Below are 12,865 nucleotides of genomic sequence, written 5' to 3' on the forward strand. Positions count from 1 at the left end.
ATACGAAAACGGGGAGCGGTGCAGCCACTCCCCGTCCGGATCCTAGCAACTCCCCACGTCGGGGTGCTTGAACGTGAAACCTCCGCCCCACGGATCCTGCTCGAAGCCCAACTCCGCTCCCTGGAACCAGTGGGCGACCCGCTGCTCCAGGTAGACGCGCACGTCGCCGTCGACAATGGTGACGTCGGTGTCTCTCGGCTCTTCCAGAGCGAGGCCCAGGCTGGGGCCGCCTCAGCCGAAGCCCTGTACGTAAATCCGGAAGCCGACGTTCTCCGGCTGGCCCTGCAGGCGCCGGGCGATCTCCGCGGCGGCTTCCGGGGTAACCGTGATCATGCTGCAACACCTCCGGCGTAAATCCCATACCCCGTAGGGTTATGGTACTCGCCGACGCCGCGGGCGTCAAGAGGAGAAGGGGGCGGTTTGGGGAATACTCAACATAAGAATTCCCGCAGATTAGGGGGCGTATCCGCTGGACATCAAGCAGATCATGGAGATCATCCCGCACCGGTACCCGATGCTCATGATCGACCGGGTGCTGGAGCTTGAGCCCGGCAAGCGGGTGGTGGCGGTGAAGAACGTGTCGGTCAACGAGCCTGTCTTTCAAGGGCACTACCCCGGCAATCCCATCTTCCCCGGGGTCCTGATCCTGGAGGCCATGGCGCAGGCGGGTGCGGTGGCCGTGCTGTCGATGCCCGAGAACGCCGGCAAGGTGCCGCTCTTCGCCGGCATCGACGACGCGCGCTTCCGGCGGCCGGTGGGGCCGGGCGACCAGCTGCGCCTGGAGGTGGAGCTGGTGGCCATGCGCCGCGGCCTGGGCGTCGGGCAGGGGAAAGCCTTCGTGGGCGACGAACTGAAGGCAGAGGCCACGCTCAAGTTCGCGCTGGTGGACGCGCCGTGATGCGCTGACACCTGCCCGCATTCGCCGTGTTCCAGAAGGGGCGGCGCCCTCGCGAGCCGGCCCGCAGTCGTCCTTGACAGCCACCTCCCGCGGTGGTAACCTGTACGCAACTGAATACTCTTATCAAGAGAAGCGGAGGGAACTGGCCCTATGAAGCTTCGGCAACCAGCCTGTGCGCGCAGGCCAGGTGCCACATCCAGCCGGGCACACTACCGGGAGATAAGAGGGAAGCGAGACGTCATCCACCCTCTTCGTGTGTGCGAAGAGGGTGTTTTGATGTGCATGTAGCCTGATCGGTTGCAAGCCGACAGAGGAGGTAGACGAGCTGATGTTCGACCAGAAGGGGCGGTACCTCTTCACGTCCGAATCCGTCACCGAAGGGCACCCGGACAAGATGGCGGACCAGATTTCGGACGCGGTGCTGGACGCCATCCTGGCGCTTGACCCCAGGGCCCGCGTGGCCTGCGAGACCTTGCTGACCACCGGTCTGGTCATCGTGACCGGTGAGATTACCACCCACGCGTACGTGGACATCCCCAACCTCGTGCGCGACGTGGTGCGGGACATCGGGTACACCCGCGCCAAGTACGGCTTTGACGGCTCGACGTGCGGCGTGATGACCGCCATCGATCCGCAGTCGCCGGACATCGCCCAGGGCGTGGACGTCGCGATCGAGGTGCGGGGGCAGGTGACCGAGAAGGAGCTGGAGATCGGCGCCGGCGACCAGGGCATGATGTTCGGCTTCGCCTGCGACGAGACCCCCGAGCTCATGCCGCTGCCCATCAGCCTGGCGCACCGCCTGGCCCGGCGGCTCGCCCAGGTACGGAAGAACGGGACGCTGCCCTACCTGCGGCCCGACGGCAAGACGCAGGTGACGATCGAGTACGAGGACGGCCGCCCGAAGCGGATCGACACCATCGTCATCTCGACCCAGCACGACCCGGACACGACGCAGGAGCAGATCCGCAAGGAGGTCATCGACTACGTCATCCTCGACGTGGTGGACCGCAACCTCATCGACGATCGCACGCGCTATCTCATCAACCCGACCGGCCGCTTCGTGGTGGGCGGGCCGCAGGGCGACACGGGCCTGACCGGCCGGAAGATCATCGTGGACACCTACGGCGGCTACGCCCGGCACGGCGGCGGCGCCTTCTCGGGCAAGGATCCGACGAAGGTCGACCGGTCCGGCGCCTACGCAGCCCGCTGGGTGGCCAAGAACATCGTGGCCGCCGGCCTCGCCACCAAGTGCGAGGTCCAGCTGGCCTATGCGATCGGCGTGGCTCAGCCGGTGTCGATCCTGGTCACCACCTTCGGCACGGGCAAGCTGCCCGACGAGCGGCTGGCCCAGCTGGTGCGCGAGACGTTCGACCTGCGCCCGGGCGCGATCATCCGCGACCTGGACCTGCGCCGTCCCATCTACCGGCAGGTGGCCGCCTACGGCCACTTCGGCCGGCCCGACCTGGACCTGCCGTGGGAGCGGACGGACCGCGCGGCGCTTCTGCGGGAGAAGGCCGGAATCTAACCGATGGCCGGGCTCTGACAGATTTCGTGGAGGTAACCGCCCCCTCTCCAGCCGTCATATGCTGGCTGGCAGGAGGGGGCGGCCGTGCGGGATGGACCGTTCTTCTGGGGCCTGCTGGCCCTGGCGGCGTACGGCCTGGCGAGCGCCGTGAGCCACGTGGCCGGGCTGCTGGGCCGGGTGCGCCCGGCTGAGGAGCCGGTGGCCTACGTGTTGCTGGTGCGGGACCAGGCGGACCGGATCGAGGACGTGCTGGACCGGATCGCCCGCGAGGTGGACGGCGAGCTGGTGCTGGTGGATCTCGGCTCCCGGGATGAGTCGGTCGCCATGCTGAACCGGCTGGCGCGCCGGTACGGACACGCCCTCGTGCTCGAACTGGGCCACCTGCCGCGCCGGGAGGCCGTGGCCCGGGCCGTGGCCGCCGCACAGGCCTCAAAGGTTGTGCTGGTGGACCTGGATGCCGAACTGGAAAAAGAAGGATGATCTCACCCCCGTGACGAATTCCGTCCGGGGGTGATGCCGTTGCTGCGCACCATCGTGGAGGGGCTGGTGACCCTGCTGTGGCCGCAGCGGACGACCTGCATCACGTGTGACGGGCCCCTTCCGGAGCCGCTGCCTCCGCTGGCGTCGGTGGCCGAGACCGTGCCGGTCTGCGCGGCCTGCTGGGCGGCCATGCCCTTCACGCTGGACCTGCGGCTCTGCATCAACTGCAGCCGTCCGATCCGGGGCGGCTGGGGGCTGTGCGCCGAGTGCGTCATCACGCCCTCGTACGGTCGGGTCTGGGCGCTGGGGCTGCACCGGGGGGCGCTGCGGGAGGCGATTCACCACGTGAAGTTCAGCGGCCGGCAGGCCCTGGGTGTCGCCCTGGGCCGGTACCTGGCGCAGGTGGTGGACCAGGTGCCGGACGTGATCGTGCCCATTCCGCTTCATCCCGTGCGCCGGCGCGAGCGGGGCTACAACCAGGCCGCGTGCATCGCCCGGGGGCTCGCCGACGAGCTGGGCGTGGCCGTCGCGGCGGACGACCTCGTGCGGGTGCGGGCCACCGGGCCCCAGACCCGCCGGGACCGGGAAGCCAGACGGCGGAACCTGGCCGGCGCCTTCGCGGCGCGCAGGGGGCGGGAGCTGGCGTGGGCCGGACGGCACGCCCTCCTGGTGGATGACGTGCTCACGACCGGGGCGACGGCATCCGCCGCGGCCGACGTGCTGTGGGCCACCGGCGCCCGCGCAGTGGACCTCGCGGTGCTCGCGGTGTCGGACAAGCCCATTCCCGCGGCGTAACCCCCGGCGCGGGCCCGGGACGGCCTCCGGCCGGGGGTTACCGGATGGAGATGGGGAGCGCTTGCGGGGATCTGCGACCGGCACCGGGTGTCTGCAACCGGACCCGGGTGGCTGCCTAAGGGTCAGTCTGTTCACGATCCTCCGGGTCTGTCTCCGGCTTCCCGTCCGGCCCCGGGGGCTGCAAGGCCTGGAGCAGCTCCGCCGGCAGCCCGGCCGTCCCGCGGGCGGCCTGCCGGTTGGCGGCCACCACCTCGTCGTAGATCTCCTTGCGCAGGATGGTGACGGACTTGGGCGCGACGATGCCCAGCCGCACCACGGCCTGGGGGCCGGTGCCGCGCACCTGCAGGATCTTGATTTCGATGTCGTCACCGATCAGGATCGACTCTTCCAGCCGTCGGGTGAGCACGAGCATCAGGGCCCCTCCTCTGCCGGGACTGGGCCTGCCCCTTTCCGGAACAGGGGCTCGCGGATGCCATAGCGGTCATCCGCCAGGATGACCTGGCGGCCCTTGCGGGTGAACGGGTTGAACAGCAGCGGCGCCCGCAGGTTGGCCGTGGCGGCCCGGAAGTCCTGCGGCACGTTGGCGATGGCGTAGAGCAGCACCTGGTCAGGGCTGTCTGCACCCACGGCGGCCAGCTCCTCCGCCGGGATGTCCGGATTGTACGTCGGGAAGAGCGCGAAGGGGAACACCAGGGTGAAACCGACGCTGGGATCATCGGCGGCCACCAGCTGCTTGAACAGGTCGCCTGCGCCGGGAACATCCACAACCAGGAAGCGCTTGTGGTCGGGGAAGCCGTAGATCCCCGCCGGGAAGTCAAAGACCTTGTCCACTTCCGAGCCCTCCGTCGCTCAGTTCCAGTCTGTGCCTGGATGGTTTCCTTAATACTGTTCGGCGCGGTGGGAAGACATGCCTGCTCGCGTCCACACGGTTATCCCCACGCGCGAAGCTTGTGACAGGCGTTATCAACAGACTTATCCCCAATACCCACAGCCAGGATAGGCACAGGTTGTGCATATCTCGGCCCCACGGGGGACACTGCCGCATGTCCCGGCCCGGGCGGGAACCTGAGGATGACGCCGGAAAACGTAACCGATAATAGGAGCAGAAGGCGCGCGTCTGGCAGGGAAACGGCATGTCTGAAGGGAAGAGAGTCATAACCCTGTGAGAGGCCCGGCAGGGCCCGACCAAGTGGGAGGAGTTGGGGCCATGCAGGTAGCGGTACGCGGTAAGAACATCGAGATCACCAAAGCGCTTCGCGAGTACGTCGAGAAGAAGCTTGGCAAGATCGAGAAGTTTGTCGACCATCCGATCAAGGCCCAGGCCAACCTCTATGTGGAGCGCGGTCGGCACATCATCGAGGTCACCGCAGAGCTGAACGGGTGGATCCTGCGGGGCGAGGAGGCGACGGGCGACATGTACGCTTCCATCGACCTCGTGGCAGATAAACTGGAGAAGCAGGTCCAGCGGTACCGCGCCCGGCTCCGCCGGCGCACGGGGGCGGCTGCTCCTGAGGCTGCGGTGGCCTCTGCCGAGGAGCATGACCTGGACGCCGAACTGGACGCCAAGGTGGTCAAAACCAAGCGGTTCCCCGTGAAGCCTGTGACGGTGGATGAGGCGATCCTGCAGATGGATCTGCTTTCGCACGACTTCTTCGTGTTCGTCAACAGCGACACCGGCAAGGTGAACGTGCTCTACCGCCGCCACGACGGCGATTACGGCCTCCTGGTGCCGGAATACTAAGCGATAAGGTGCTCGAGCCCCGCCGCCGGTGTGGCGACGGGGCTGTCTTCTGTGGGAGGCATGACGGTGCGCACAGCCGCAATCATCTTCGAAGGCGGACCCCCGTCGGAAAATGCGCTGCAGGAGACCCTGACCGGACTGCGCCACGCGGTGACCCTCGACACGGTGGCCAAGTTCTGCGCCGCAGGGCTGGACCCGGTGGTGCTGGCGACCAACCACCCGGCGCTGGCGGAGGCCGCCGCCGGGCTGGGCGCCCGGATCTTCGACACGCGCGGGCCCTCGTTCCACTTCGGGCGCAGCCTCCGGGAGGCGGTGCGGCAGAGTGGCGCCGACGCGGTGATCTACCTCAGCGGCGCGGCGCTGCCGCTGATCGGCCGGGAGGAGATCGACTGGATCTGCACGGCCCTGCGCCGGGACGAACCGACGGTGGTGGTCAACAACGTCCAATCGGTCGACCTGGTGGCCTGGAGGCCCGCCGCGCACCTGGAGCGGGTGGAGCCGCCGGAGAACGACAACCTCCTGGGCTGGCTGCTCCGGGAGACGGGCATGGAGCGGGTGCTGCTGCCCAACAGCGCCGCGGTCAACTTCGACCTGGACACGCCCACCGACTACCTGATCCTGGCGCTCAGCGGCGGAGGCGGCCCCCGGGTCCGGGAAGCGCTGCGTTCGGCAGCCTGGCCCGACGCGCGGCTGCGGGCCGCCGCGGATGTGCTCGCCCGGGAACTGCCCGAGGTGGCCCTGATCGGCCGGGTGGGCTCCGCCATCATGGAGCACTTCAACCGCAACCTGCCCGTGCGGCTGCGCGTCTTCTCGGAGGAGCGCGGCATGAAGGCCCTGGGGCGCGAGGCCGCGGGGCTGGTGCGCTCGGTGGTGGCCGATCTGCTGGAGGATCTGGGGCCGGAGCGGTTCTTCGCCCGGCTGGGTGAGACGTGCGACGCGGTCTTCTTCGACACCCGGGTGCTCTTCGCCAACCGGGGGCGGCGGGTGAGCGAGTGGGACCGGTTCCAGTCGGACCTGGGCGCGGCCGAGGAGATCCGGGACCCGTTCGTGCGGGCGTTCACCCGGGCGGCGCTGGACTGCCCCGTTCCGGTGGTGCTGGGCGGCCACTCGGTGGTGGCCGGCGGGCTGTGGGTGCTGGCGGACCGGGCCATCGCGCTGCGCGGGGGACCTGCGCGTTACTGAATATCGTCACGCTCTTCTGAACTTGCCAGGGGAATCACGTTGCTTGTCCGTGCCTGACGTGCTAAAATATCGCGGATGCGCGCGCCAGCGCGAGCAAACGGCGGGATCGCGCGAACTTGACGCGGGTTTTGGCGCATCTATACAGGTAGCCTGTCGATCTGGACCTGCGGCATGCCGGATGATCGGTGCGCCAGCCCGATGGCAGATTAGTGAAGAAGGTGTAAGCGTTGGCTTTGAAGATCCTGAACCGCATCTTTGGCGACTACAGCGCGAGGGTTGTGAAGCGCCATCAGAAAACGGTGGCTCTGATCAACAGCCTGGAGCCGCAGATGCAGAAGCTCTCGGATGCCGAGCTCGCCCACAAGACGGTCGAGTTCAAGGAGCGGATCGCCCGCGGCGAGACGCTGGAGCAGCTCCTGCCCGAGGCGTTTGCGGTGGTGCGCGAGGCGTCGATCCGCACCACGGGCCGGCGGCCCTTCGACGTGCAGCTGATCGGCGGCATCGTCCTGCACGAGGGCAACATCGCCGAGATGAAGACCGGCGAGGGCAAGACCCTGGTGGCGGCCATGCCGCTCTACCTCAACGCGCTGCTCGGCCGGGGCTGCCACCTGGTGACGGTGAACGATTACCTGGCGCGGGTCGGCCGCGACGACATCGGCCGCATCTACAAGTTCCTCGGGATGAGCACGGGGCTGATCGTGCACGGGCTCACCTCCGCGCAGCGGCGGGAGGCCTACGCCTGTGACATCACCTACGGCACCAACAACGAGTTCGGCTTCGACTACCTGCGGGACAACATGGCCATGCACCCGCAGGACATGGTGCACCGCGAGTTCTTCTACGCCATCGTCGACGAGGCCGACTCGATCCTCATTGACGAGGCCCGGACCCCGCTGATCATCTCCGGCCCGTCCGGCAAGCCGACGGAGCTGTACTACACCTTCGCGAAGATCGCGGAGCGGCTGCAGCGGGATGTGGACTACATCGTCGAGGAGAAGGAGAAGCGGGTCGCCCCCACCGAGGAGGGCGTGGCCAAGGTCGAGAAGTGGCTGAACATCGAACACCTCTACGAGGGCGAGAACCAGCAGCTGGTCCACTACCTCAACAACGCCATCAAGGCGAAGGAGCTCTTCCACCGCGATAAGGACTACGTGGTGAAGGACGGTCAGGTGATCATCGTCGACGAGTTCACCGGCCGCCTCATGTTCGGCCGCCGCTGGTCGGACGGGCTGCACCAGGCGGTGGAGGCCAAGGAAGGCTGCAAGATCGAAGAGGAGACGCAGACGCTGGCCACCATCACCTTCCAGAACTACTTCCGCATGTACAAGAAGCTCGCCGGCATGACCGGCACGGCCCTGACGGAGGAGGAAGAGTTCCGGAAGATCTACGGCCTCGACGTCATCGCCATCCCCACCAACAAGCCGGTCATCCGCATCGATCATCCCGACGTCGTCTACAAGACCGTCAAGGCCAAGTTCAACGCGGTGGCCGACGACGTGGAAGAGCGGCACAAGCGGGGCCAGCCGGTGCTGGTCGGCACGGTCTCCATCGAGAAGTCGGAGTACCTCTCGCAGATCCTGACCCGCCGGGGCATCAAGCACCAGGTGCTGAACGCCAAGCACCACGAGCGGGAGGCCGAGATCGTGGCCCAGGCGGGCCGCCTCGGCGCGGTCACCATCGCGACCAACATGGCCGGCCGCGGCACCGACATCCTGCTCGGCGGCAACCCGGACTTCGCCGCGCGCCAGCGCATGCGCGCCGAGGGCTACTCGCCGGAGCTCATCGTCGCGGCGACCGACATCATCCCCTCCGAAGATCCGGAGGTGCAGGCGGCCCGGGAGGTCTACCTGAAGTACCTCCGGGAAGAGGAGGCCAAGTGCGCCGAGGAGGCCAAGAAGGTGCGCGAGGTCGGCGGCCTCTGCGTCATCGGCACCGAGCGGCACGAGGCCCGGCGCATCGACAACCAGCTGCGGGGCCGCGCCGGCCGCCAGGGCGACCCGGGCGAGTCGCGGTTCTACGTCGCGCTGGAGGACGACCTCATGCGCCTCTTCGGCGGCGAGATGGTGCAGAACCTGATGAACAAGCTGGGCATCGAGGATGACGTGCCCATCGACAGCCCGATGGTCTCCCGCGCGATCGAGAACGCGCAGAAGAAGGTGGAGGCCCGCAACTTCGACATCCGCAAGCACGTGCTGCAGTACGACGACGTCATGAACACGCAGCGCGAGCTCATCTACAAGCAGCGGCGGCAGATCCTCGAAGGGCACGACACCCGGGAGGTCGTGATGGACGCCATCGCCGCCATGGCCAAGATGGTCGTGGAAGAGGGCGTGCCGGAGGACGTCTACTTTGAGGAGTGGGATCCGTCCATCCTGGTCGCGCTGGCCGAGGACGCCGGCGTGCCCAAGGGCTATGTGAAGGTGGAGGACCTGCGGGCGGCCATCGAAGGGGTGCGCCGGGAGCAGGAGGGCCGTGAGAAGCTGGCCAAGGTCATCGAGGAGGCGGCCATCCGCGCCTACGAGGCGAAGGAGGAGCGGCTGGGCGCCGAGACGATGCGGCAGCTCGAGCGGTTCATCCTCCTCCGCACCGTGGACGAGAAGTGGATGGACCACCTGGACGCCATGGACGACCTGCGGGAGGGCGTCGGCCTGCGCGCTTACGGCCAGCGGGACCCGCTGATCGAGTACAAGATGGAAGCCGTGGAGATGTTCAACAACATGATCCGCTCCATCCAGCGGGACATGGTGCGCAACCTGTTCATCATCGAGGTGGCGCGCGAGCCCCAGCGGCCGCGGATCATGATCGCCACGGGCAGCCAGGGGCCCGTCCAGGCGCAGCCGGCCCGGAAGGAAGGCAAGAAGGTCGGGCGCAACGACCCCTGCCCCTGCGGCTCGGGCAAGAAGTACAAGTTCTGCTGCGGGCGGGCGGCGAAGAACGCGTGAGCCCCATGGGCTGTTGAAGGAGTCGGAGCGGTCGGAGGTGAGGCGCAGGCCTTGCCTCCGATCTTTTTGTGAGCGTTCCGGCCTGATGACAGTGCTGAGTCAAGCGGCTGCTGACTACTTAGCAAGAGTGGCCAAAGAGATCGTTTCCGCAAAGATAATCCTAGTTCCGCCCGCCGGCGGAACTCAGGCATGGGAAGCACAGGATCACCGGCGCCGGAATAAGTTTCACCTGCACATGCGTCGAGGACGTAGGGTGGCGATGAAGGTGACAGCTCAGGAGAGCTATTGGAGTAACGAGATTCTGCTCAGACTTGATGTTAACGGGCCGGCCCACACAAATCCCGACGGTACAATTGTTCCTACCCCCCATTTGCATATTTACAGAGAAGGCTACGATGACAAGTGGGCGTTCCCGGTTCCACCTGACTTGGACATCTCGTCTGGCCAGCCTGACCAGCGGAGTCGATCCAATACCCCCTGTTCAAGGAGGGTTGATGCCGTGACAGTTGCGGAGGAACTGGTGGCTTCTTATCTGGATTGGCTCAAGCAAAGCATTTCCGTGCAAAATATCGGAGATTGGATACAGATTTCTACCCCGTTCTTGGATCGTCACAACGATCATCTGCAGATCTATGTAAGAGCTGAGGACGGTCACTTAGTTCTCAGTGATGATGGCTACATTCTCGACGACCTTGAAGCTTGCGGTTGTGACATTGGATCCCCCCGGCGTCGAGAGCTGTTGCAAACCATACTGCGCGGGTACGGGGTTGAACTTCACAACAGAGAGCTCACGGTCCGAGCCACAAGAGAGACATTTGCACAGCGCAAACATGCGCTGCTGCAGGCCATGCTGGGAGTTAACGACTTGTTTCTTACAAGTCGAGCCACAGTCCGTGGTCTGTTCTTAGAGGAGATCGAGCAGTTCCTTATAAGCCACGAGATTCGCTTTGTTCACGCGATTCAGATGGCTGGTCGAAGTGGTCTGTCGCACACGTTTGATTACGCTCTTCCTGCATGGCAACGGACGCCAGAGCGCCTGCTCAAGGCTGTAAATAACCCGACTAAAGACAAAATTCAATCGATTCTGTTTGCCTGGACTGACATTCGAGACGTGAGAAAGGGCAGCAAGTTCTTCGTAGTAGTCAACGATGACGAACGAAAAATGCCATCTCGGCTAAAGGATGCTTGTGAAAGTGAAGGTGTGGGCGTGATTCCGTGGAGTCAACGAAATGATTTTGCTGCAATTCTAAGCGCATGAAGGTACTATCTGCCACAGGGCGCCGCAGCGCGGGCGGCGCCCTGTGCGTATGTTCGTGTGGACGGGGCGCCTGCGAGCGGCAGCCGCGCGAACCTTTGCGCCGCGAAAATCGCTCTCCCAAGAGGACTTCTTCGTGTAATTCGTTCGTCCAAATGTTAGGCAACAGAAAACTGTCCTCAAATGTTCAGGATCTCAGTTGGATCTAAGCATCGTTTGTTATGCTGATCGTAGAAGGATAGACCGTACATGCCAGAAGGGAGGGCTGAATCGTGAGCAGTGACCGAACACGGGAAGTGACCAGGCGCATCCTGCTCGTGCTGTTTGCCCTCTGGCTCCTTCAGTTCGCCTTTGTCACTCCGCGGGCCAGCCGGCCGACGGAGCTGTCATACTCTGCCTTTCTCGACGCGCTGGAATCCGACAGGGTCGCCGAGGTGGTGATCGCCGACCGCATCCTGGAGGGCGAGTTCGTCAGCGGTGAGACCTTCACCGTGACGCTGCCGCCCGACACGGCCGGCCTGGCCGACCGGCTGGAGGCGGCGGGGGTGGAGCAGCGGTACCAGGTCACCCGGCAGCCCTGGTGGCTTGCGCTCGTGCCCACGCTGCTCTGGCTGGGCGTGATGGTCGGGCTGTTCGTCTGGGCGCAGAAACGGCAGGCCGGCGCGCTGGGCCTGGCGCGCGGGACGGTGAAGCCGTTGGCCCCGGGTGAGTCCGCTGTGACGTTCGAGGACGTGGCCGGGATGGACGAGGTGAAGGCCGAACTGGAAGAGATCGTCGACTACCTCCGCAACCCGGACAAGTACCGGCAGATCGGCGCGCGCATCCCGCGCGGCGTGCTGCTGTACGGACCGCCGGGCACGGGCAAGACGCTGCTGGCCCGGGCGGTGGCGGGAGAGGCTGGGGTGCCGTTCTTCGCTCTGAGCGGCTCCAGCTTTGTCGAGCTGTTCGTCGGCATGGGCGCCTCCCGGGTGCGGGAGCTCTTCGCCCAGGCCCGGAAGAACGCGCCGTGCATCGTGTTCATCGACGAGATCGACGCCGTGGGCCGCCACCGCGGGTCCGCCGCGGCCGTCGGCGGCCACGACGAGCGGGAGCAGACCCTCAACCAGCTGCTCACCGAGATGGACGGGTTCGGGGCCTACGAGGGCGTGATCGTCATGGCGGCCACCAACCGGCCCGACGTGCTGGACCGGGCGCTGCTCCGCCCGGGACGGTTCGACCGGCAGATCCCCGTGGGCCCGCCGGATGCGAAGGGGCGGGAGGAGATCCTGCGGGTGCACGCCGAGGGCAAGCAGCTGGATCCCTCGCTGGACCTGGCCGCCATCGCGCGGCGCACCCCCGGTTTCACGGGGGCGGACCTGGCCAATCTGCTGAACGAGGCCGCGATCCTGGCGGTGCGCCGGGGACGCCGGCACATCACCATGAGCGAGATCGACGAGGCGATCGACCGGGTGGTGGCCGGCGGGCCGGCCCGCAAGGGGCGGATGATCCGGCCCGAAGAGAAGCGCCGGGTGGCGGTTCACGAGGCGGGCCACGCCCTGGTGGCTACCCTGACCCCGGGTGCCGACCCGGTACAGAAGGTGACCGTCATCCCCCGGGGCCGCGCGGGCGGCTTCACGCTCACGGCGCCGGAGGAGGAGCAGATGCTCTACACCCGCTCCGAGCTGGAGGCCCGGCTGAAGATGCTGCTGGGCGGCCTGGCGGCGGAGGAGGTGCTGATGGGCGAGCGGTCCACCGGCGCCCAGGACGACCTGAAGCGGGCGACCCTGCTGGCCCGGGAGATGGTCAGCCGGTACGGCATGGGCCAGTCCGTGGGGCTGATGGCCGTTCCCGACAGCGAGTGGCCCGGCGTGCAGAGCGTCTCGCAGGAGTCCGCCGCGGCCATCGAGCGGGAGGTGCAGGCGCTGCTGGACCGGCTGTACCGGGAGGTCCGGGGCCTCATCGAGGCCCACCGCGACCGCCTCCTGGCCCTGGTGGTCGAACTGTCGGACCGGGAAACGCTGGACGGCGAGGAGGTCCGCCGCATTCTGGGGGCCTGAGCCGCCCGGGC

General features: G+C 66.6%; 11 protein-coding genes, 1 pseudogene and 1 riboswitch. Of the genes and pseudogenes, 10 read left to right on the plus strand and 2 right to left on the minus strand.

Annotation, left to right across the window (positions count from 1 at the left end):
* The first annotated feature begins 469 nt into the window (after window positions 1-469).
* The 4 genes from fabZ to ACZ5UM_RS05610 all read left to right on the plus strand — a co-directional run bounded on the left by fabZ (window position 470) and on the right by ACZ5UM_RS05610 (window position 3,698).
* Window positions 470-898: a 3-hydroxyacyl-ACP dehydratase FabZ gene (gene fabZ, locus ACZ5UM_RS05595; protein ID WP_464848291.1), complete on the plus strand. Its 429-nt coding sequence runs from the start codon at window positions 470-472 to the stop codon at window positions 896-898.
* Window positions 899-1,015: 117 nt separating this feature from the next.
* Window positions 1,016-1,124, plus strand: a riboswitch (SAM riboswitch).
* A gap of 102 nt (window positions 1,125-1,226) precedes the next feature.
* The gene (metK, locus tag ACZ5UM_RS05600) at window positions 1,227-2,423 is read left to right on the plus strand and encodes a methionine adenosyltransferase (protein WP_464847355.1); all 1,197 of its coding nucleotides are present in this window, start codon (window positions 1,227-1,229) and stop codon (window positions 2,421-2,423) included.
* Window positions 2,424-2,507: 84 nt separating this feature from the next.
* Window positions 2,508-2,903 carry a hypothetical protein gene (locus tag ACZ5UM_RS05605; RefSeq protein WP_464847357.1) on the plus strand — a complete coding sequence of 132 codons (396 nt, stop codon included), beginning with the start codon at window positions 2,508-2,510 and terminating at the stop codon, window positions 2,901-2,903.
* A 39-nt stretch (window positions 2,904-2,942) separates the two neighbouring features.
* The gene (locus tag ACZ5UM_RS05610; protein ID WP_464847360.1) at window positions 2,943-3,698 is read left to right on the plus strand and encodes a phosphoribosyltransferase family protein; all 756 of its coding nucleotides are present in this window, start codon (window positions 2,943-2,945) and stop codon (window positions 3,696-3,698) included.
* A 115-nt stretch (window positions 3,699-3,813) separates the two neighbouring features.
* Here ACZ5UM_RS05610 and csrA read toward each other — a convergent pair whose 3' ends face one another.
* Together csrA and fliW are read right to left on the minus strand one after the other, a co-directional pair.
* Complete coding sequence (gene csrA, locus ACZ5UM_RS05615) at window positions 3,814-4,110, minus strand: carbon storage regulator CsrA (RefSeq protein WP_464847364.1); 297 nt, start codon at window positions 4,108-4,110, stop codon at window positions 3,814-3,816.
* On the minus strand, window positions 4,110-4,529 hold the full coding sequence (gene fliW, locus ACZ5UM_RS05620) for a flagellar assembly protein FliW (RefSeq protein ID WP_464847365.1): 420 nt from the start codon (window positions 4,527-4,529) through the stop codon (window positions 4,110-4,112). Before fliW ends, csrA begins: the two co-directional genes overlap by 1 nt.
* A 376-nt stretch (window positions 4,530-4,905) precedes the next feature.
* Here fliW and hpf point away from each other — a divergent pair, with 376 nt between their 5' ends.
* The 6 genes and pseudogenes from hpf to ftsH all read left to right on the plus strand — a co-directional run bounded on the left by hpf (window position 4,906) and on the right by ftsH (window position 12,854).
* Window positions 4,906-5,439: a ribosome hibernation-promoting factor, HPF/YfiA family gene (gene hpf / locus ACZ5UM_RS05625; RefSeq protein ID WP_464847367.1), complete on the plus strand. Its 534-nt coding sequence runs from the start codon at window positions 4,906-4,908 to the stop codon at window positions 5,437-5,439.
* 66 nt (window positions 5,440-5,505) lie between these two features.
* On the plus strand, window positions 5,506-6,621 hold the full coding sequence (locus tag ACZ5UM_RS05630) for an NTP transferase domain-containing protein (RefSeq protein WP_464847370.1): 1,116 nt from the start codon (window positions 5,506-5,508) through the stop codon (window positions 6,619-6,621).
* 227 nt (window positions 6,622-6,848) lie between these two features.
* A complete protein-coding gene (gene secA, locus ACZ5UM_RS05635) occupies window positions 6,849-9,563 on the plus strand; it encodes a preprotein translocase subunit SecA (RefSeq protein ID WP_464847372.1) in 2,715 nt (904 codons plus the stop codon).
* Between the two features lie 85 nt (window positions 9,564-9,648).
* Window positions 9,649-9,978: pseudogene (locus tag ACZ5UM_RS05640) on the plus strand (DUF6978 family protein); the annotation flags it as partial.
* 84 nt (window positions 9,979-10,062) lie between these two features.
* Entirely contained in the window at window positions 10,063-10,821 is a 759-nt protein-coding gene (locus ACZ5UM_RS05645; protein ID WP_464848293.1) for a DUF1828 domain-containing protein, read from the plus strand.
* Window positions 10,822-11,090: 269 nt separating this feature from the next.
* Window positions 11,091-12,854: an ATP-dependent zinc metalloprotease FtsH gene (ftsH, locus tag ACZ5UM_RS05650; RefSeq protein WP_464847374.1), complete on the plus strand. Its 1,764-nt coding sequence runs from the start codon at window positions 11,091-11,093 to the stop codon at window positions 12,852-12,854.
* Window positions 12,855-12,865: the final 11 nt, after the last annotated feature.

It is taken from the genome of Symbiobacterium ostreiconchae (assembly GCF_055396975.1).